Raw genomic sequence first — 20,201 nt, 5'->3', positions numbered from 1 at the left:
AGAACGCGGTTGCGCGCCCCTCCGCTTTTGACGGTTCACGGTCACGTCGGGCGATGCGTGCCACGGACGCTACGAGCCAGTGACACTCATCAATCCGTGAGGACTAGTCCTGTCTTGAAATCGACCCTAGCGCGTCAGGGTCCACATGAGCCTCGACGGGCTGGAGTTGCTCCCGCACCGATTGCTGCGCGGGTTGCCGCGTCGGCTGCTGCATCGACTGCCCCATCGTCGGCTGCACCGCCTGCTGCCCCGGCGGCTGCACCGACTGCGCCGCCGGATACGCCTGCTGGGCCTTCTCCAGGAACCGCAGCAGCTCCACCGGGAACGGCAGGACGAGCGTCGAGTTCTTCTCGGCGGCCACCGCCACCACCGTCTGCAGCAGCCGAAGTTGCAGCGCGGCGGGCTGGTCGGACATCTCCTTGGCGGCCTCGGCGAGCTTCTTCGACGCCTGGAGTTCGGCGTCGGCGTTGATGACCCTGGCCCGGCGCTCCCGGTCGGCCTCGGCCTGGCGGGCCATGGAGCGCTTCATGGTCTCGGGCAGCGAGACGTCCTTGATCTCGACCCGGTCGATGGTGACGCCCCACTCCACGGCCGGGCTGTCGATCATCAACTCCAGGCCCTGATTGAGCTCTTCGCGATTGGAGAGCAGATCGTCCAGATCACTCTTGCCGATGATGGACCTGAGCGAGGTCTGCGCCATCTGCGCGACCGCGAACCGGTAGTCCTCCACCCGGACGATCGCCTCGGCCGGCGCGGTCACCTTGAAGTAGACGACGGCGTCCACCCGCACCGTGACGTTGTCCCGGGTGATGCCCTCCTGCCCGGGCACCGGCATCGTCACGATCTGCATGTTGACCTTCCGGATCTTGTCGACACCCGGAACGATCAGAGTGAACCCCGGTCCGCGCACCTCCGGCCGGAGCTTGCCGAGCCGGAAGACCACACCCCGTTCGTACTGTTTGACGACCTTCGCCGCCGCCAGCGCGTACACCACCGCGGCGGACCCGAGCGCCGCCCCCGCCGCCACCAGTTCCTCGACCATCACGGCCCCCCAGGGTCCGACGTGACCGCCTGTACGTCGACGGTAACTCCGGGGACCGGCAAGGGCGAGCCCCCGCACGACAGTTCGTGCGGGGGCTCGCTCGCCGCCGGCCGCGGAGCTTCGCGGTGCGTGGGCCGGCCCTGGCCGGACCTAGAAGACGCTCACGCCATAGGCGTTCAGCGCCTCCACGACCGGCTGGAAGAAGGTCGTGCCGCCGGAGCTGCAGTTGCCGCTGCCGCCCGAGGTCAGACCGTAGGCGACACCGTTGGTGCCGTAGAGCGAACCGCCGGAGTCGCCGGGCTCGGCGCAGACCGTGGTCTGGATCATGCCGTAGACGACGTCGCCGCCACCGTAGTTGACGGTCGCGTTGAGGGCGGTCACGCGGCCGCTGTGGATACCGGTGGTCGAACCGTCACGGGTGACGGTGGTGCCGACGCTCGGCGTGCCGGCGCTGGTGATGTCGGTGTTGCCCGCGGTGCCCGCCTTGGCGACCGACGTGTTGGTGTACCGCACGATGCCGTAGTCGTTCGTCGGGAAGCTGGAGCCCGACGTGGTGCCGAGCGTGGTGGTGTGACCCGAGTTGGACCACCACGTGCCCGCGCCGTCGGTGCAGTGACCGGCGGTCAGGAAGTAGTAGTTGCCCGCGCTGTCACGGACGTTGAAGCCGAGGGAGCAGCGCCAGCTACTCGCATAGATGGCGTCGCCGCCTCCGATGTACTTCTGGAACGTGCCGCTGGTGCGCTTGATCGTGAGCGCGTCGGCGTTGGCGCCCGCCTGGTTCTTGATCTTCGCGATCTCGGCCTGGGAGACCGTGCTGTCGGCGGTGACGACCACCTTGCCGGTCTTGCTGTCGACGGCCCAGGCGGTGCCCGGGACATCGGCCTTGAGCACCGAACTGCTGACGCTCTTGAGCTCGGAGGCGCTGAACGTGGGGGTGTCGGACGCGTTCGCGCTGGGGACCGCGATCGCGGCGGCGGCCACGAGACCGGTGGCGATGGCGGTCAGCCGGGTGCGTCTCGCGATGCCGCTGCGGGGAGTGGTGCGCTTGATCCTCACTTGTCGTTCCTCCACATGGGAAGTCGGGGGCCCTCGTGGGGTTGTCGGGCCCGTGAGGCGCAGCCAGGGTGCCGACCGCCGGAATCCCGGACCCGCCGTGCCCCTGACAAGCGCTGAGGGGGAGTATTCGGCCGAACGGACGGTCGGCGCAAGGGCGCCTTTCGGCCGTCGCCCTTTGAACTGTCTTTACGATCCCGGCGACCCGCCCGCTCCTCGCAGCAGATTCCGCTTCCCCTTCCCCGCCCCGACCGCGACGGCCGAGGTGCCCCGGGTCGACGGGAAACCAGCTCGCGAAGAAACCGAACGTCACAGACCTCACCACCGGAACTGAAGATCTAGCGTCGGCGACATTCCCGGCGTACGCCGTCCTTGCCCACTCCGGTCTGAGCCTCCGTCAAAGTGCGTGCGTACGGCGCTGATCTGCGAAGGGCCGCGCCTCCTCCGCCTCCCGCCGTTCACCCGTACGCCCCGGCCATCACCCGTACGCCGTGAAGAATCATATTTCACTCACAGTCAGCAGTTGTTTGCGGAACGACCCTTGGGACACCTGGACTCTCGACGGATTCGCTGTGCACCAGTACCGTCACAAACCCCCCGCGCGGCGTCTATCCACATGGCGCACCGTCCGCATCATGGATGACCATGGGGATGCGGAAAGCAAGAAAGACCGCTGTGAGAGGAGGCGTCCATGGGATCGGTTCGCAAGGCGAGTGCCTGGCTCGGCCTCGTTGACGACAACGACGACGAGCGTTACTACGACGACGACTACTCCGAAGGGACCGAGCAGCCCGGGGAGGCCTGGGTCACGGACCCGCGGGTCAAGGTGGCGTCCGACGTCGCCGAGGAGAGAGGCCGCCGGATCGGCACGGTCACCCCGGACAGCTTCCGGGACGCCCGCGCCATCGGCGAGCTTTTCCGCGACGGCGTCCCGGTCATCATGAACCTCACGGCCATGGAGGCGGGCGACGCCAAGCGCGTCGTCGACTTCGCGGCCGGGCTCATCTTCGGCCTGCGCGGTTCGATCGACCGCGTGTCCAACAGGGTGTTCCTGCTCACCCCCGCCGACACGGAGATCATCAGCGAGAACTCGGCCGCGCACCGCACGGACGGTTTCTTCAACCAGAGCTGAGGCAGGGCCGCTCGCCGGCCCTGCCCCCGCGGGGTCCGATCCGTCTCTACCGGAAGGCGTCGAGTCCGGTGAGCGCCTTGCCCAGCACCAGCTGGTGCATCTCGACGGTGCCCTCGTAGGTGAGCACCGACTCGAGGTTGGTCGCGTGCCGCATCACGGGGTACTCCAGCGAGATCCCGTTGGCACCGAGGATGGTACGGGCGGTCCGGCAGATCTCGATCGCCTCCCGTACGTTGTTGAGCTTGCCGAAGCTGACCTGCTCGGGACGCAGGCGGCCGGCGTCCATGCGCCGCCCCAGGTGGTGGGCGAGCAGGATCCCCTTGTGCAGTTCGACCGCCATGTCGGCGAGCTTGGCCTGGGTCAGCTGGAACCCGCCGATCGGCCGCCCGAACTGCTCCCGTGTCTTCGCGTAGCCGACAGCCGCCTCGAAACACGAGCGGGCCGCGCCCATGGCCCCCCAGACGATGCCGTAACGGGCGTGCGACAGACAGCTGAGCGGCCCGCGCAGCCCCGCCCCCTCGGGCAGTACGGCGTCGGCGGGCAGTCGTACGTCGTCCAGCACGAGTTCGCTGGTGACGGAGGCGCGCAGGGACCACTTGTGCTTGATCTCCGGGGCGGCGAAACCGGGGGTGTCGGTGGGGACGACGAATCCGCGGATCCCGTCGTCGGTCTGCGCCCACACCACGGCGACGCCCGCGACGGACCCGTTGGTGATCCACATCTTCCGCCCGTTGAGGACCCAGTCTCCGCCGTCCCGTTTGGCGTACGTCCGCATGGAGGCGGGGTCGGAGCCGTGGTCGGGTTCGGTGAGCCCGAAGCAGCCGATGACGTCACCGGCGGCCATCCGCGGGAGCCATTCCCGCTTCTGCTCCTCGGAGCCGAACCGGTGGATGGCGTACATGGCGAGGGAGCCCTGCACCGACACCAGCGACCGGATACCGGAGTCGGCGGCCTCCAGCTCCAGACAGGCGAGCCCGTACTGCACGGCACTCGCCCCGGCGCACCCGTATCCGCTGAGCGACATCCCGAGCGCCCCGATCCCGCCCAGTTCCCGGGCGAGCTCCCGGATGCCGGGCAGTTCCCCGCTCTCGTACCACTCGGCGACATGGGGCAGCACCCGGTCGGCGGCCCAGTCCCGCACGGTGGCCCTGATCGCCAGGTCCTCCGGATCGAGCAGGTCGTCGATACCGAGGGGATCCGCGGGGTCGAACGGGGGCATGAGCACGTCCTCTCATAAACTAGCACCGCTAGTTACACGTCCGCTCCCGACGGTACGACGGACCGTCCCGCACGTCCAGGACCACCGCGGGCGCGGGCGGCAGAGCGTCGCGTCAAGCGGAGACGCGGGACTCCGCGACCTCGCGGGGCGCGGGGATCCCCGCCTCCGCCGCGGCACTCTCGCCCTTGGCCGCGGCGGTCTCGCACTGCATGACCCGCGGCAACCGCAAGGCCATCACCGCGCCCAGCACCAGCAGCCCCGCGCTCACCAGCAAGGTCACATGCAGCCCGTGCACGAAGCAGTCCCGAGCCGTCCGCCGCAGGGCCATGCCGGCGGGCCCCCCGAGCCGCCCGGCGACCTCGTAGGCCTCGCCCAGCGAATGCCCGGCGGCCGCCGACGCCGACGCCGGAACACCGGGCACCGACGACACCCCGGGCGTGTACGCCGCGTTCATCACACTGCCGAGCAGCGCGATCCCGATCCCCGCGCCCAGCTGGTACGAGGTCTCGCCGATCGCCGCCGCCCCGCCCGCCTGCTCCGGCGGGGCCTCGCTCAGCATCGACTCGTACGCCCCGAACAGCGTCGTCTCCAGTCCGAAGCCGAGCAGCACGAACCCGGACAGCATCAGCGCGGGGTTGTCCTCGCCGCCCATCGCCGTCAGCAGCACGACGGCCGCCGCCGTCAGGCAGAACCCGAGGCTCACCATCCGCCGTGGTCCGAACCGCCGCAGCAGCCGCGCTCCCACCAGTCCCGCGGCCATCGCGGCGACGGTCAGCGGCAGCAGCCGTAGCCCGGTCTGCAGCGGGGACAGCCCCAGCACCAGCTGGAGATACTGCGCGGCGATCAGTTCGAGGCCCACCAGCGCGAGCATCGCCAGCACGATGCAGCCCACCGACGTGCTGAAGGCCGGCCGCGCGAACATCCGCAGGTCCACCAGCGGATGCGTCCGGCGCCGCTGCCGCCGTACGAAAAGCACGATCAGGCTCGCCCCCACCGCCAGCGGCACCGCCGTGAACGCGTCCAGCTCCCCGCTGCCGAGCCGCTTCACGCCCAGCACCAGGGCGAACAGCCCGGCCGCCGCCATCAGCGCGCCGACCACGTCCCAGGGCCCGCGCCCGTCGCCCTTCGACTCGGGCAGCAACAACCGCCCGACCGGCAGGCTGACCAGCATCAACGGGATGTTGACGAGGAACACGGAGCCCCACCAGAAGTGCTCCAGGAGGAAGCCGCCGAGCAGCGGGCCGACCGCCGCGCCGACCGCCGCCACCGCACTCCAGATACCGATCGCGAGCGCCCGCTCCCGCCGGTCCGGAAAGACCTGGCGCAGGATCGACAGCGTCGCGGGCATGATCATCGCGCCGCCGACCCCGAGCAGCGCCCGCGCCACGATCAGCGTCTGGGCGGTCCCGGCGAGGGCGGCCACGGCGGAGGCGACGCCGAACAGGCCGTACCCGAGCAGCAGGATCCGTCGGCGGCCGACGCGGTCGCCGAGTGTGCCGAAGAGGATCAGCAGCGAGGCGCAGACGAGGGGATAGACGTCGACGATCCAGAGCAGTTCGATCGCGCCGGGCCTGAGGTCCTCGGTGACGGCGGGCACCGCCACGTGCAGCACCGTCGCGTCGAGGGCGACCAGGAGCAGGCTGACGCAGAGGACGACCAGGACGACCCAGCGGTTGGCGCCGGCCCCGGCCGCCCGACGGCGCAGCGCAGCGGCAGCCGTCGTCGTCCCGGACATGCACGTACCTCCCAGATGCTCCCTCGCGTTCGGCGGGGCTCACGGGTGGGGACTCCCGTGACTCGGCCGGAGAGAAGCGGTGGTCTCCGGCCCGCGCAGCGAACGGCGAGTGACACGTCAGAGTACGCGAGTCCGCGCCACAGCCGAGTGGCGGACCTCTCAGTCCCGTACGGAACACCTGTGGTGTACACCACTTCTCCCCTCTCTCCTCGGCTCCCTCACCGGACCCCCACGGACCGTCCGGTTCGGACCGCGGTCGATAATCGGGCCGTGACCGATCTTGAGACGCGCGGGGCCCGGCCCGGCGCCGCGACCTGGCGCCGGGCGGCCCCGGCCCTCCTCGGGTACGCGGCCGTACGCGCCCTGGGGCTGCTGACGCTGGCCCTGTGGAGCGCCGCCCGTGACAAGAGCGCGTACACGCTGCTGACCGCCCGCTGGGACTCGCTGTGGTACGCGCGGGTCGCCGAGCTCGGATACGGCTACCAGGTGCGCCTGCCGAACGGCGACGTTCACTCCGACCTCGCGTTCTTCCCGCTGCTGCCGTGGCTGGAGCGACTGCTCGCGGCCCTGACCCCGCTGTCGTACGCCGACGCGGGTTTCCTCGTCGCCCTGCTCGCCTCGCTCGCGGCGGCCTGGGGGATCTTCGCCGTCACGGACCACGTGTACGGCCGTACGGACGACGGCCCCGACCGCGGGCCGGGCGGGGCGGCGGGGGACGGACGGGTCGGCCTCTACGCGGTCCTGCTGTGGGCCGTGCTGCCCGTCGGGATCGTGCAGTCCATGGCGTACAGCGAGTCGCTGTTCACCGCGCTGGCCGCCTGGTCGCTGTACGCGGTGCTGACCGGCCGGTGGGTGACGGCGGGCACGCTGGCCTCGCTGGCGGGCCTGACCCGGCCGGTGGGGCTCGCGGTGGTCGCGGCGGTGTGGGTGGCGGCGATCGCCTCGCTCGCCCGGGACCGGAGGGCGGCCCCGGGCGGCGCACGGACCAGGACGCGCGTCCTCGGCATACTGCTCGCCCCCGTGGGAGCGGCGGCCTACGTCCTGTGGGTCGGCCACCACACCGGCAAGGGGCCGCTCGGGTATCTCGACGTCCAGGCCGGCTGGCGCAACGGCTTCGACGGCGGCTACGCCTTCGCCCGCTTCGTCGCCGACAAGTTCACGTCGTTCCCCTCGGCCATGGCGGGCGTGGGACTGATCGTCGGGGTCGGGCTGGTCGTCCGGCTGTACGTCGTCTGCGTCCGCCAGGGCCAGCCGCCGCCCCTGCTGGTGTACGCGGGGGTCGTCACCGCCCTCGCCCTGTGCGCGTCGAGCTACTTCGGCTCGAAACCACGCCTGCTGCTGCCCGCCTTCCCCTTGCTGCTGCCTCTCGCCCGGACCCTGGCCCGCTCGCGTCCTCGCAGGTCGGCGCTGGTTCTGGGCGCGGTCGCGGTGGCCTCGGCGGGGTACGGGGCGTTCTGGCTGAACGGCTCCGGCCCCCCATGATCGACTACCCGGCGTGCTCGGCGTCCGTGAGCGCGCGGATAATTCCACCCCATGATTCGGTGAACGAATTTATAAGGGCCATAAAACCCCCGGCCAAAACGATCAAAGGAATTGAAGGGGCCGCCCCTCCGGTATTGCGGATTCCTCGGTAATAAACCTCATGCTGAGAGGAATCCCACATCACATGGTCATCACAAAGCCGTGGATTCGACCGGGAACTGAGCTCACTCGCTGTAACGTCGATTGGGTGCGTACCGAACGAAACCTCACCCGTCTGGACCGGGTGTTCGCCAGGCTCGACCGTGAGCCGGAACGACCGGCCCACCTCGATGTGCCGAAGATGAGCCGGCACCGAGTCGCGCTGCTCGCCGGAACCCTCGCGTTCTATCTGGCGATGGTGTGGCTCGTGGTGATCACCTCATGGCTGGTCCGACTCGACTGGCAGGTCATGTTCTTCCGCCCGTACCAGCAGTGGGCGGGCATCCACTGGTTCGTCGACTACTACGTGGTGCTCGGCCAGCGCGGCCCCACCGCGGTGATGGTCGCCGCCTGGCTGGGCTGGCGTTCCTGGCGCCAGCACACGCTGCGCCCGCTGCTGACCCTGGGCGCCTCGCTGCTGCTGCTGAACATCACGGTCGGCGCCGCCAAGCTCGGCATGGGCAGGCTGGGCCCGCACTACGCGACCAGCATCGGCTCGAACGAGATGGGTCTGGGCGGCGATATATTTCCCAGCGGCCATACCGCCAACGCCGTGGTGACCTGGGGCATCCTGGCGTATCTGGCATCCACCCCGGGTGCGCGCCGCTGGCTGTCCGCGGTGTCCGCGGTGGTGTCGCTCGGCGTCGGCATGGCCACCGTCTATCTCGGCACGCACTGGCTCAGTGACGTGCTGCTCGGCTGGACCGCCGGACTGCTGGTGCTGCTGGCCCTGCCCTGGTGCGAGCCGCTGATCGCCCGCGCCGAGGACGAGATCTTCGATCTGCGCGACCGCTGGCGGGCCCGCCGTGGCAGCCCGGTACCCGCGCCGCTCTCCCCGGTCGAGACGCCCGTGCGGCTCAAGCCGCGTGCCGTTCCGCAGAACAACGAGACCGCGGCCCGCTCCCCCCGGGCACCCGCCTACCTGGCCCCGGGCCCGCACACGACCCGCTCGGAGCGCACGCCGGTCACCCCGGCCGGCAGCCGCAGGCCGCCGCACCCGGACCGCGTCGCGCGGGGCACCGGCCCCGCCGCCCGCCCCGTGACCGGCGGCTGACCCCCGCACCGCGCACGCCTGGAAGGACCCCTTCCAGCCGACGGGGCCGGTACGCACAGCCCAGCCCCGCACGCCGACGGCCCCGCTCCTCGACAGGAGCGGGGCCGTCGCCGTATGCCGGGTCTCAGCCCTTCCAGGCCCGGGCCACCTGGCCGTCCTTCACCTCGAAGTTCAGCCGACCGCTCCGGTACTCCATCGTGATGACGGTCCCCGGCGGCAGCGAGCGGACCGTCGACCACCCCCGCTCGCGGGCGAGCCGTTCGGCCGTGTCGGCGTCGAGGCCGACATAGGTGTCCGGGCTGTCGTCGGGTTCGGCGGGAGGTGTCGGAATGGATGCCATACGGCCACGCTAGGCGCTGTCCGCCGACCGGGGAAGTCCGGACTTGTGCCGCAGGTCACTCGTCCGTCTCCGGTCACGCTTCTGTCACAGAACAACGACACTCGGTTCGGGCTAACTCCGTCACACGTACGAGCGGTTTCGTAGGCCTTCCGCTGGGATTCGAACGCAATTCCCGCGTGTCGTGCCGACCGCGGGAAAAGCATCGGCGGAAAGTTTCCGGAGAACCGTTCCGCCCCCCCTTTCTGCCCAGCGATTCCGGACGGGTCCAGGGGAACTGACACCGCATAGGAAATACACGGTCGCGGCACAGATCCCCCCGAACTCCCCCGGACGGAGCACGTGTCGACGCGAGCACCAAGGCGGCAGCTCGCGGGTACGCGTGGCGGGGCTTCAGCGGGCCCGGAGCGCGACGAGCGAAAGGGTGAGCGAGCGATGGTGACGCAGACCGTGCGGGCGCCGGCACGACCCGGGGGACGTCACACCCGCGGGCGCGTGATCGTCGACTGGCTGACCACCACCGACCACAAGAAGATCGGCCACCTCTACCTGATCACGTCGTTCCTCTTCTTCCTGATCGCCGGTGTCATGGCGCTGCTGATGCGCGCCGAGCTGGCCCGCCCCGGGCTGCAGATCATGGACAACCAGCAGTACAACCAGCTGTTCACGATCCACGGCACGATCATGCTGCTGCTGTTCGCTACACCGAGTTTCGCGGGCTTCGCCAACGAGCTGATGCCGCTGCAGATCGGCGCCCCGGACGTCGCCTTCCCCCGGCTGAACATGCTCTCGTACTGGCTGTTCCTCTTCGGCGGCCTGATCGTGCTGGGCTCGCTGCTGGTGCCGTCCGGACCGGCCGCGTTCGGCTGGTTCGCCTACGCGCCGCTCAACGACGCCGTGCACTCCCCCGGCGTCGGGCCCGACCTGTGGATCATGGGCCTGGCGCTGGCAGGCTTCGGCACGATCCTCGGCGCCGTCAACTTCATCACCACCATCATCGGGATGCGCGCCCCCGGCATGACGATGTTCCGGATGCCGATCTTCGTCTGGAACACCCTGTTCACGTCGATCCTGATCCTGATGGCGTTCCCGGTGCTGGCCGCCGCGCTGCTGGCCCTGGAGGCGGACCGGCGGTTCGGCGCGCTGGTCTTCGAGGCGGCCAACGGCGGGGCGCTGCTGTGGCAGCACCTGTTCTGGTTCTTCGGGCATCCCGAGGTGTACATCATCGCGCTGCCGTTCTTCGGCATCATCACGGAGATCATTCCGGTCTTCAGCCGCAAGCCGATCTTCGGCTATCTGACACTGGTCGGGGCGACCATGGCGATCACCGGTCTGTCGATGGTGGTGTGGGCGCACCACATGTTCGCGACCGGCGCGGTGCTGCTGCCGTTCTTCTCGTTCATGAGCTTCCTGATCGCGGTGCCGACCGGCGTGAAGTTCTTCAACTGGACCGGGACGATGCTCGGGGGCTCGCTGTCCTTCGAGACGCCGATGCTGTGGGCGGTCGGCTTCCTGGTGTCGTTCCTGTTCGGCGGGCTGACCGGGGTGATCCTGGCCTCGCCGCCGATGGACTTCCAGGTCACCGACTCGTACTTCGTGGTCGCCCACTTCCACTACGTCGTCTTCGGCACCGTCGTCTTCGCGACCTTCGCCGGCTTCTACTTCTGGTGGCCGAAGTTCACCGGCAGGATGCTCGACGAACGGCTCGGCAAGATCCAGTTCTGGACGCTGTTCGTCGGCTTCCACACCACGTTCCTGGTGCAGCACTGGCTGGGCGCGGGGGGCATGCCGCGGCGCTACGCCGACTACCTCGCCGCCGACGGCTTCACCGCGCTCAACACGCTCTCGACGATCGGCGCGTTCCTGCTGGGCCTGTCCACGCTGCCGTTCCTCTACAACGTCTGGAAGACCGCCAGGTACGGCGAGAAGGTCGACGTCGACGACCCCTGGGGCTTCGGCCGCTCCCTGGAGTGGGCGACCTCCTGCCCGCCGCCCCGGCACAACTTCACCACGCTGCCCCGGATCCGCTCCGAGGCCCCGGCGTTCGATCTGCACTATCCCGAGTACGCGGCCCAGATCCCCCAGCCCGAGCCAAAGAGCGAGCAAGCCGGTCCCGAGCGGTCCTGATCGCCTCGGTCAGCTCGGCCGGCTCCAGCACCTCGAACTCGAAGCCCAGCATCATCACGTGGATCACCATCACGTCGAGGTTCGGGGCGCCGGTGCGCAGGACACAGGCGTCCGGCCCGTCGGACTCCAAGGTGCCGGCGGACGCCGGCAGGCGCTCGGCGGCCTCCTCCAGCGGCACCAGCAGCCGGACGGCCGCGTGCGAGGCGTACGCGCGCGTGGAGATCCCCGCGGAGACGTACGCGGCGAGGTCGTCGGCGGGCGGTGTGCGCGGGGCGAAGCGCGGGCCGTGCGGCGGCTTGGGAGTGACGCGGTCGACGCGGAACGTACGCCAGTCGTCCCGGTCGACGTCCCAGGCGACCAGGTACCAGCGGCGCTCGCTGCACACCAGGCGGTGTGGTTCGACGGTACGGCGGCTGGGGGTGCCGTCGTGATCGCGGTACTCGAAGCGCAGGCGCTCGGCGTCCCGGCAGAGGTGGGCGAGCTCGGTGAGGACGGCCGGGTCCACGGTGGAGGGAGCGGGAGCGCGCAGCATCGGCACGGTGAAGGCGTTCAGGGCGCTCACCCGGTGACGCAGCCGGCCTGGCAGCACCTGCTCCAGCTTGGCGAGCGCCCGCACCGAGGTCTCTCCGATGCCGTCGATGCCCTGCCCGGCGGCCGTGCGCAGCCCCACCGCGACCGCGACGGCCTCGTCGTCGTCCAGCAGCAGCGGGGGCAGCTCGGCGCCCGCGCCCAGCTGGTAGCCGCCGCCGGTGCCGGGGCTGGCGTTGACCGGGTAGCCCAGCTCACGCAGCCGGTCCACGTCCCGGCGGACGGTGCGCGGGGTGACACCGAGACGGTCGGCCAGATCGGCGCCGGACCATTCGCGGTGGGCCTGGAGCAGGGAGAGCAGACGCAGCAGACGTGCCGAGGTCTCCAACATGCGCCCGAGTCTGCCAGCGATCGCGGACAGCCACTGTCCTCAATGCATCGCTGCCTAGGCGTGGCCGAGGGACCGGGCCGAGCCCTTCGGGATGACCAGCAGCGTGTTGGGGAGCAGCAGCCCCGGACGGGGGCCGACGGTTTTCCGGTTCGCCTCGTAGAGCTTCTTCCAGCCGCCCTTGACGCCGTACTTACGGGCGATCGAGGAGAGGGTGTCGCCGGTTTTCACGGTGTGCATACGGCCCTTGAGCCCGTAGCGCGCCGAGCAGACCGGCCAGGCGTTCCAGCCCTGAACGGCCAGCACCTTCCGGGCGACGGCGATCTGTTCCGCCCGGGTGGCCAGGTCCGCGCGCGGGGCGTACCTCAGCCCGCCGTACTCCTTCCAGGTCGGCTGCCAGAACTGCAACCCCCCGTAGAAGCCGTTGCCGGTGTTCACGTGCCAGCGCCCGCCGCTCTCGCACTGGGCGACGCAGCCCCAGGGCCACTGGTCCTTCGCGCACTCGTAGGGCACCCGTCTGTGCGGCCCGGGGACCGGCGGTGCCGGTGCGGCGTACGCCGCGCCGGGGGCGAGGATGAGCAGGGCGGCGGCGGCCAGGGCGAGCTCGATCGGCTTGGGGTACATCGGGCCACGCTAAGCAGCCGGTACCACGGGGCCCTCCCGGCGCGTCCGAGAAGGCCGAGGGCCCCACCCGGTCGGCGGACCGGATGGGGCCTCGTGCCCGGGACGACGGGGAGCGACGCTCAGATGTCGAGGCGCTGGCCGGGCACGATCGTGTCGGGATCACCGCCGATGGCGGCCTTGTTGGCGGCGTACAGCCGCTGCCAGGTGGTCCCGTGCCGGGCGGCGATACCGCTCAAGGTGTCGCCCGCGCGGACGGTGTAGTCACCTCGGGACGAGCCACGGGTGGCGTGCCAGGAGGAACGCTCCGGTGCCTTGGTGGAACGCTCGGGCGCGTCGGCCGAGCGCTCCGGTGCCTTGTAGGGCTTCGGGGCGGAGTTGGTGGTCGTCGAACCGGAGGAGGTCGCGGGTGCGTTCCCAGCCGCTCCGGCCCGTGCCGAACAGGTGGGCCAGGCGCCCCATCCCTGGGCCCGCTGGACCTTGGTGGCCACGGCGATCTGCTGCTCCCGGCCGGCCTGGTCGGCGGTCGCCGCGTAGGCCGTGCCGCCGTACGCCCGCCAGGTGGAGGCGGAGAACTGGAGTCCTCCGTAGTAGCCGTTGCCGGTGTTGATGTGCCAGTTGCCGCCGCTCTCGCACTGGGCGATGCGGTCCCACACCCCGCCGTCCGCCGCCACGGCGTTGCCGGTCGAGGCCAGCACGCCGAGCGGGGCGAGCAGTGCCGCCCCGGCGAGAACCGCCGTGGTACGGGCCTGGCTCCTGCCGGGAGCCTTCTGCGCCTTACGGACGTTGTCGCGGGTGGTATCGGCACATTCGGACATGTAGTTCCCTCTCCAAGGACTCGGGGTCCCCCAAGGCGGTTCGCCACGGCCCGCGTTCGTACGCGGTCGTCGCGCTCCGTCCCGTCCGCCGGAAGGTGGTGCTGAGAGCCTGTGTGATGCGGTTGGCGGACGTACCCGAGCGGTGCTGTCTGCACTCGGCGGAGAAATGTATGAGGGCGACCGGTCAAGATCAAGCAATCGCTTGTCCTCCCAGGCCAGTTCACCGTTACCGCGAGTACCGGCGATTTCCGGTCACCCACTTCATTCGTTGATTTCCGGATTTGTCGACCAGCCGACGCGGCGAGCTGTGACTCTGTTCACCTCTTCAACCCCCTTGCGCCCGCGTGGAGTTGACCGTCCGTACCGACTTCCGCACCCTCTGCGACCTTGCACGTAGAGCGGTTCGATTCCATTCGGCGCCGGGCCGTGACTCCCGCCACAGGTCACCCGTTGTCTCATTCATGAGCCCGGGACCCACCCGGTTTCACGGGCCGGGAGCCACCCGGTCCCACCACGCACCGCATCCCGAGGGAGCCACCCGTGCCGCGCATGCTCGACGTCAGCGACGAGGTACGCGCCGAGATCGGCGACGAAGAAGCCGACCGGCTGCTCGCCGGAGAGAACGCCCCCGGCAGCTACGACTGCACGTCGTGCCGTACCCCGGGCGACTCCGCACAGGAGCGCACCAGCACCGTCCTGTTCATCGGCGACGAGACCGCCGTCCTGGCCTTCGCCCACTCCAGCTGCCTGCCCTCCCAGGTCGTGCAGGTCACCGAGGAGCAGCTGCAGGGGGCGGTGCGGTCCATCAGCGGCGCCGGCGTCGACCTGGAGCCGGACAGGGCCGCGCCCGAGCAGGCCGTGCTCGGAGTGACCAGCGGGCTCGTCCTGATCGCCGGGGAGCTGCACCCCGCGCTGGTCGTCGAGCCGACGGCGCCGATCGTGCGGCCCGGCGCGACGGGAGCCGGGGACGACTTCCTGCCGCTCCTGATCGAGCAGGGGTTCATGCCGCTGACCGCCATCGAGTCCGTGCCCTCCGTCCTGCACGGCTGGTCGGTGCTGTTGGCCGTGGGTCAGCTGCACGCCGTACTGCAGCCGTCACCGAACGGCGGGCAGCCGGTCGCCTGGTGGCAGGCGCATCAGCCGCTCCAGGTGACGGAGGGCTGGCGGGCCGCGGCCAACAAGCACCAGCAAGTGCTGCTGTTCGCCGCGCCGGTGGGGTCGATCGGCCGGCAGCCCCGTGAGGACCTGCTGCGGGGCGCACTGGACAAGGCCGCGGCGAACGGCAAGTTGGTCGCGGCGGCGCTGCCGCTCGCCGGGACCTGAGCCGCAGCGCTCCCGCGGCTGCCACAGCGCCCCCTAAAGGGCGCTGACAGCCGCATCCCCGATGGCTCGGGGTCGTTTGGACATACGTGCACATCTACGACGTTCCCCGCCGCCAGTCCTATCACTCGGTTCCGTCCGCGCGGTCGGCCCAGGACCTCTGGGGCGGCCCATCGGCCACGCCGATCTACGACGCGCTCTACGCCGAGTACGTCAAGTCGTTCCGTACGCTGCCGGGAGACCGCAGCGGCGAGGACGAGCTGGGCTTCACCGCCTTCGGGAACACCCCGCACAGCACGGGCTCGTTCAACAACACCTACAGCGCCTACAGCGCGGGGGCGTACAACGCCCGGCAGCAGTCGCAGTGGCAGCGGGTGGGGCAGATCGGGCAGCAGCACAGCGCGCACGGCACCGGGATGCACCACGTGCCGGCGGCGCTGCCGCCCGGGCCTCGCAGGGGCGCCTGAGACGGTCCGGGGGGACGGCGGCATGAAGGAAGGGCGGTCCCGGTCGGGACCGCCCTTCCTCATACCCGCGTCACTTCTTCCTGCCGCGCTTCTCGCGTACCCGCACCGAGATGTGGATCGGGGTGCCCTCGAACTCGAACTCCTCGCGCAGGCGGCGCTCGACGAAGCGCCGGTAGCCCGCCTCGATGAAGCCGGAGGCGAACAGCACGAACCGCGGGGGCTTGGTGCCGGCCTGGGTGCCGAAGAGGATGCGGGGCTGCTTGCCGCCCCGGACGGGGTGCGGGTGGGCGGCGACCAGTTCACCGAGGAAGGCGTTCAGGCGGCCCGTGGGGACCCGGGTCTCCCAGCCGGCGAGGGCCGTCTCGATGGCCGGGACCAGCTTCTCCATGTGCCGGCCGGTCTGCGCCGAGACGTTCACCCGGGGTGCCCAGGCGACCTGACCGAACTCGGTCTCGATCTCCCGCTCCAGGTAGTAGCGGCGCTCCTCGTCGAGGGTGTCCCACTTGTTGTAGGCGATCACCATGGCGCGCCCCGCGTCCACGGCCATGCTGACGATCCGCTGGTCCTGGACCGAGATGGGCTCGGAGGCGTCGATCAGGATGACCGCCACCTCGGCCTTCTCGACGGCGGCCGCGGTGCGCAACGAGGCGTAGTAGTCGGCGCCCTGCTGGAGGTGGACGCGCTTGCGGATGCCCGCCGTGTCGACGAACTTCCAGGTCACGCCGCCGAGTTCGATGAGCTCGTCGACCGGGTCGCGGGTGGTGCCCGCCATTTCGTTGACGACGACGCGCTCCTCGCCGGCCACCTTGTTCAGCAGCGAGGACTTGCCGACGTTCGGGCGGCCGATGAGGGCGATGCGGCGCGGCCCGCCGACCGCGGTGCCGAAGGTCTGCTCGGGCGCCTCCGGCAGGGCCTCCAGGACGGCGTCCAGCATGTCGCCGGTGCCGCGGCCGTGCAGCGCGGAGATGGGGTGCGGCTCGCCGAGTCCGAGGGACCACAGGTAGGCCGCGTCGGCCTCGCCGCTCTGGCCGTCGACCTTGTTGGCGGCCAGGACGACGGGCTTGCCGGCCTTGCGCAGCAGCCGTACGACCGCCTCGTCGGTGTCGGTGGCGCCGACCTTGGCGTCGACGACGAACACGACGGCGTCGGCGGCCTCGATCGCGTACTCGGCCTGGGCGGCCACGGAGGCGTCGATGCCGAGGACGTCCTGCTCCCAGCCGCCGGTGTCGACGACCTTGAAGCGGCGGCCCGCCCACTCGGCCTCGTAGGTGACCCGGTCGCGGGTGACGCCCGGCTTGTCCTCGACGACGGCCTCGCGGCGGCCGATGATCCGGTTCACCAGGGTCGACTTGCCGACATTCGGGCGGCCGACGACGGCGAGGACGGGAAGCGGACCGTGACCGGCCGCCTCGATCGCGCCCTCGACGTCCTCGATGTCGAAGCCCTCTTCCGCGGCGAGCTCCATGAACTCCGCGTACTCGGCATCGCCAAGCGCTCCGTGGTCGTGCTCCTCGCCCGAGCCGTCGGAGTGGATGTGGTCGTTCATGAAGTCCGTACCTCGTTCATCGTGGTGATCGGTGGAGCATCCGGTTTTCTGCGGTTGATCCACTACTCGGTGTCGCCCGGCGCCCGCGTGGACGCCCGGCATTCTCACCGGCGGCCGGTCAGCCGCCTAGCGTTGTCCAGGTGCGCGGTGAGCTGCTTCTGAATGCGTTCGGTCGCCTCGTCGAGCACCCTGCGCGTACGTCGTCCGCTGCCGTCGCCCGCCTCGAAGGGGTCGCCGAAGACGACGTCGACGCGGCTGCGCAGCGGAGGCAGCCCCTTGACCAACCGTCCGGGCCGGTCAGAACTTCCCAGGACGGCCACCGGGACGATCGGAGCGCGGCCGCGTACCGCGAAGTACGCGAGCCCGGCGCGCAGCGCGGCGAAGTCCCCCTCGCCCCGGGTGCCCTCCGGGAAGATCCCGAGGACACCGCCGTTGTCCAGCACGCCCAGTGCCTGGGTGATCGCCGTGCGGTCGGTGGTGTCGCGGTCGACCTTGACCTGCCCGATGCCGAGCAGGAAGGGGTCGAGCGGTCCGATGAAGGCTTCCTTCTTGATCAGGAAGTGCGTCGGCCGGGGCGCCACGCCCATGACCATCGGGCCGTCGATGTTGTGGGAGTGGTTGACGGCGAAGATCACCGGTCCGGTCGCGGGCACCTTCCAGGCACCCAGCACCCGCGGCTTCCACAGGCCGTACATCAGGCCGACGCCGATGCGCCGCCCCACCTCGGCGCCCTTCCCGGAGGGCACGGACGGACCACTCACTTCGCGTCCCGCTTCTCCTCGACGAGCGTGACGACGCACTCGATGACCTGCGCGAGGGTGAGCTCGGTGGTGTCCACCTCGACCGCGTCGTCCGCCTTGGCGAGCGGCGAGGTCTTACGGCTGGAGTCGGCCGCGTCCCGCTTGATCAGGGCCTCGCGGGTGGCGTTGACGTCGGCGCCCTTGAGTTCGCCGCTGCGCCGGGCCGCGCGGGCCTCGGCGGAGGCGGTCAGGAAGATCTTCAGGTCGGCGTCGGGCAGCACGGTCGTACCGATGTCGCGGCCCTCCACGACGATGCCCTTCTCGGCGCCGGCCGCGATGGAACGCTGCAGTTCGGTGATCCGGGCCCGCACGTCGGGCACCGCGCTGACCGCGCTGACCTTGGAGGTGACCTCCTGGGTACGGATCGCGGCGGCCACGTCGGTGCCGTCGACCGTGATCGTCGGGTTCGCCGGGTCGGTGCCGGAGACGATGTCCGCCTTGCCGGCCACGGCGGCGATCGCCGTGGGGTCGTCGGTGTCGATCCCGTTGGTCACCATCCACCAGGTGATCGCCCGGTACTGGGCGCCGGTGTCCAGGTAGCTCAGGCCGAGCTGCGCTGCGACGGCCTTGGACGTGCTCGACTTACCCGTGCCGGAGGGGCCGTCTATGGCGACAATCACGGGCTGGGCGGCGCCGTTTTCCACGGGGGACACCTTCCTGGTGCGGTGCGCTGGGGTGTGCGGGGCGCGAACGTGCCCCGCACAAGGTTACTGGCTCCCCGGGCGCCCTCTGACAGGCGGATGACCGGGAGGACGGGCCGCTCGGGTGCGGGCGGTCACTGCCGGATGGCCCAGCCCCGTTCCTTCAGCGCCACCGTCAGCACGGGGGCCGCCTTCGGCTCCACCATCAGCTGCACCAGGCCCGCCTGCTGCCCGGTCGCGTGCTCGATACGGACGTCCTCGATATTGACCCCTGCCATCCCGGCGTCCGCGAAGATGCGGGCCAGCTGACCGGGCTGGTCGTCGATGAGGACGACCACGACCTCGTACGCCCGCGGGGCGGACCCGTGCTTGCCGGGCACCCGGACCTGGCCCGCGTTGCCGCGCCGCAGGACTCCCTCGATGCCGACGGTGCCCTCGCGGCGCTTGTCCTCGTCGGAGGACTGCAGCGCGCGCAGCGCCCGCACCGTCTCGTCGAGGTCCGCGGAGACGTCGGTGAGGAGGTCGGCGACCGGACCGGGGTTCGCGGACAGGATGTCGATCCACATCCGGGGGTCGGAGCCGGCGATCCGGGTCACGTCCCGGATGCCCTGTCCGCACAGCCGGACGGCGGCCTCCTCGGCGTGCTCCAGACGGGCGGCGACCATGCTGGCGACCAGGTGGGGCATGTGCGAGACGAGCGCGACGGCCCGGTCGTGGGCGTCGGCGTCCATCACCACCGGCACCGCGCGGCAGTGCGAGACCAGCTCCAGAGCGAGGTTCAGGACCTCGGTGTCGGTGTCGCGGGTCGGCGTCAGCACCCAGGGGCGGCCCTCGAACAGGTCGCCGGTGGCCGCCAGCGGTCCCGACTTCTCGCGGCCGGACATCGGGTGGGTGCCGATGTACGGCGACAGGTCCAGGCCGAGCTCCTCCAGCTCGCGGCGCGGACCGCCCTTGACGCTGGCCACGTCGATGTAGCCGCGGGCGACACCCCGGCGCATGGCGTCCGTGAGCACCGCGGCCACATGGGCGGGCGGGGCGGCGACGATCGCGAGGTCCACGGGCCCTTCGGGCGTCTCGTCGGTGCCGGCGCCGAGCGCGGCCGCGGTGCGGGCCTGCTCGGGGTCGTGGTCGGCGAGGTGGACGACGACGCCGCGCTGGGTCAGGGCGAGCGCGGCGGACGTACCGATGAGGCCGGTTCCGATGACCAGAGCGGTCCTCACTGGGCGATGTCCTTGCGCAGGGCACCCGCCGCACCGAGGTAGACGTGCGCGATGTCGGCGCGGGGCCGGGCGGACTCGATGTGCGCGAGGACCCGGACCACCCGGGGCATGGCGCCCTCGATGTCGAGTTCCTGGGCGCAGATCAGCGGTACGTCGGCGAAACCGGTGCCGAGCTTGCGGGCCGCGGCCGCCGGGAAGTCGCTGTGCAGGTCGGGCGTGGCCGTGAACCAGACGCTGATCAGGTCGTCGGCGGTCAGACCGTTCCGCTCCATGATGGCGGTGAGCAGGGCTCCGACCTGCTCGTCCATGTGGCCGGCCTCGTCCTTGTCGAGTTGGACGGCGCCCCGGACCGCTCGTACCGCCACGGCGATGCTCCTTGCTGATGTACGGCTTTTGATACGTCCAGCGTAGTCAGCCTCCGTCGGACCGGGGCTCGGCGCCCGTTCCCTGAGACGCCTGGGCCCACCTGTGGC

At 70.7% G+C, this 20,201-nt stretch carries 18 protein-coding genes and 1 pseudogene; 6 read left to right on the top strand and 13 right to left on the bottom strand.

Translation table 11 applies throughout. The annotated features are described in order from the left end of the window. Positions 1–103: 103 nt before the first annotated feature. Both ACFYRY_RS38650 and ACFYRY_RS38645 read right to left on the bottom strand, forming a co-directional pair. Positions 104–1,042 (bottom strand): slipin family protein, encoded by a 939-nt coding sequence (locus tag ACFYRY_RS38650; protein ID WP_389157117.1) that lies wholly within the window; start codon positions 1,040–1,042, stop codon positions 104–106. 150 nt (positions 1,043–1,192) lie between these two features. Further along, on the bottom strand, positions 1,193–2,098 hold the full coding sequence (locus tag ACFYRY_RS38645) for a S1 family peptidase (protein ID WP_389156843.1): 906 nt from the start codon (positions 2,096–2,098) through the stop codon (positions 1,193–1,195). A 688-nt stretch (positions 2,099–2,786) separates the two neighbouring features. On the opposite strand from ACFYRY_RS38645, the gene ACFYRY_RS38640 reads away from it, so the two are divergent. Beyond that, complete coding sequence (locus tag ACFYRY_RS38640) at positions 2,787–3,227, top strand: cell division protein SepF (protein WP_389156840.1); 441 nt, start codon at positions 2,787–2,789, stop codon at positions 3,225–3,227. 46 nt (positions 3,228–3,273) lie between these two features. Here ACFYRY_RS38640 and ACFYRY_RS38635 read toward each other — a convergent pair whose 3' ends face one another. Both ACFYRY_RS38635 and ACFYRY_RS38630 read right to left on the bottom strand, forming a co-directional pair. Then, positions 3,274–4,446 carry an acyl-CoA dehydrogenase family protein gene (locus ACFYRY_RS38635; RefSeq protein ID WP_389156838.1) on the bottom strand — a complete coding sequence of 391 codons (1,173 nt, stop codon included), beginning with the start codon at positions 4,444–4,446 and terminating at the stop codon, positions 3,274–3,276. Between the two features lie 112 nt (positions 4,447–4,558). Further along, the gene (locus ACFYRY_RS38630) at positions 4,559–6,181 is read right to left on the bottom strand and encodes an MFS transporter (RefSeq protein ID WP_389156835.1); all 1,623 of its coding nucleotides are present in this window, start codon (positions 6,179–6,181) and stop codon (positions 4,559–4,561) included. A 270-nt stretch (positions 6,182–6,451) separates the two neighbouring features. Here ACFYRY_RS38630 and ACFYRY_RS38625 point away from each other — a divergent pair, with 270 nt between their 5' ends. Together ACFYRY_RS38625 and ACFYRY_RS38620 are read left to right on the top strand one after the other, a co-directional pair. Beyond that, the gene (locus tag ACFYRY_RS38625) at positions 6,452–7,663 is read left to right on the top strand and encodes a hypothetical protein (RefSeq protein ID WP_389156832.1); all 1,212 of its coding nucleotides are present in this window, start codon (positions 6,452–6,454) and stop codon (positions 7,661–7,663) included. Positions 7,664–7,910: 247 nt separating this feature from the next. Continuing rightward, positions 7,911–8,915 (top strand): phosphatase PAP2 family protein, encoded by a 1,005-nt coding sequence (locus ACFYRY_RS38620; RefSeq protein ID WP_389156829.1) that lies wholly within the window; start codon positions 7,911–7,913, stop codon positions 8,913–8,915. A 124-nt stretch (positions 8,916–9,039) separates the two neighbouring features. On the opposite strand, the gene ACFYRY_RS38615 is transcribed toward ACFYRY_RS38620, so the two are convergent. Further along, entirely contained in the window at positions 9,040–9,255 is a 216-nt protein-coding gene (locus ACFYRY_RS38615; protein ID WP_389156826.1) for an I78 family peptidase inhibitor, read from the bottom strand. Positions 9,256–9,687: 432 nt separating this feature from the next. On the opposite strand from ACFYRY_RS38615, the pseudogene ctaD reads away from it, so the two are divergent. Beyond that, positions 9,688–11,370: pseudogene (gene ctaD / locus ACFYRY_RS38610) on the top strand (cytochrome c oxidase subunit I); the annotation flags it as partial. Here ctaD and ACFYRY_RS38605 read toward each other — a convergent pair. The 3 genes from ACFYRY_RS38605 to ACFYRY_RS38595 form a co-directional block, all read right to left on the bottom strand. Beyond that, positions 11,258–12,298, bottom strand: a complete 1,041-nt coding sequence (locus ACFYRY_RS38605) for a helix-turn-helix transcriptional regulator (RefSeq protein ID WP_389156823.1) — start codon at positions 12,296–12,298, stop codon at positions 11,258–11,260. The pseudogene ctaD and the gene ACFYRY_RS38605 sit on opposite strands and share 113 nt — an antisense overlap. Before the next feature lie 54 nt (positions 12,299–12,352). After that, positions 12,353–12,919 (bottom strand): transglycosylase family protein, encoded by a 567-nt coding sequence (locus tag ACFYRY_RS38600; RefSeq protein ID WP_389156821.1) that lies wholly within the window; start codon positions 12,917–12,919, stop codon positions 12,353–12,355. Between the two features lie 119 nt (positions 12,920–13,038). Next, on the bottom strand, positions 13,039–13,734 hold the full coding sequence (locus ACFYRY_RS38595) for a transglycosylase family protein (RefSeq protein ID WP_389156818.1): 696 nt from the start codon (positions 13,732–13,734) through the stop codon (positions 13,039–13,041). Between the two features lie 540 nt (positions 13,735–14,274). Here ACFYRY_RS38595 and ACFYRY_RS38590 point away from each other — a divergent pair. After that, positions 14,275–15,057 carry a hypothetical protein gene (locus ACFYRY_RS38590; RefSeq protein WP_389156815.1) on the top strand — a complete coding sequence of 261 codons (783 nt, stop codon included), beginning with the start codon at positions 14,275–14,277 and terminating at the stop codon, positions 15,055–15,057. A gap of 86 nt (positions 15,058–15,143) precedes the next feature. Further along, positions 15,144–15,521: a hypothetical protein gene (locus ACFYRY_RS38585; RefSeq protein WP_389156812.1), complete on the top strand. Its 378-nt coding sequence runs from the start codon at positions 15,144–15,146 to the stop codon at positions 15,519–15,521. 70 nt (positions 15,522–15,591) lie between these two features. On the opposite strand, the gene der is transcribed toward ACFYRY_RS38585, so the two are convergent. The 5 genes from der to aroH all read right to left on the bottom strand — a co-directional run bounded on the left by der (position 15,592) and on the right by aroH (position 20,093). Beyond that, positions 15,592–17,067, bottom strand: a complete 1,476-nt coding sequence (der, locus tag ACFYRY_RS38580) for a ribosome biogenesis GTPase Der (protein WP_389156810.1) — start codon at positions 17,065–17,067, stop codon at positions 15,592–15,594. A 104-nt stretch (positions 17,068–17,171) separates the two neighbouring features. Further along, positions 17,172–17,762, bottom strand: a complete 591-nt coding sequence (locus tag ACFYRY_RS38575) for a lysophospholipid acyltransferase family protein (RefSeq protein ID WP_356775103.1) — start codon at positions 17,760–17,762, stop codon at positions 17,172–17,174. A gap of 62 nt (positions 17,763–17,824) precedes the next feature. Next, positions 17,825–18,511: a (d)CMP kinase gene (gene cmk / locus ACFYRY_RS38570; protein WP_389156807.1), complete on the bottom strand. Its 687-nt coding sequence runs from the start codon at positions 18,509–18,511 to the stop codon at positions 17,825–17,827. 131 nt (positions 18,512–18,642) lie between these two features. Then, the gene (locus tag ACFYRY_RS38565; RefSeq protein ID WP_389156805.1) at positions 18,643–19,728 is read right to left on the bottom strand and encodes a prephenate dehydrogenase; all 1,086 of its coding nucleotides are present in this window, start codon (positions 19,726–19,728) and stop codon (positions 18,643–18,645) included. Continuing rightward, positions 19,725–20,093: a chorismate mutase gene (aroH, locus tag ACFYRY_RS38560; RefSeq protein WP_356775039.1), complete on the bottom strand. Its 369-nt coding sequence runs from the start codon at positions 20,091–20,093 to the stop codon at positions 19,725–19,727. The genes ACFYRY_RS38565 and aroH overlap by 4 nt, the downstream gene beginning before the upstream one ends. Positions 20,094–20,201 lie beyond the last annotated feature (108 nt).

Origin of the sequence: Streptomyces sp. NPDC005263, from assembly GCF_042872365.1 — a bacterium.
GTDB lineage: Bacteria > Actinomycetota > Actinomycetes > Streptomycetales > Streptomycetaceae > Streptomyces.
The sequence above is the reverse complement of the archived record's forward strand: the minus strand, read 5'-3'. Positions and strand labels throughout refer to the sequence as shown.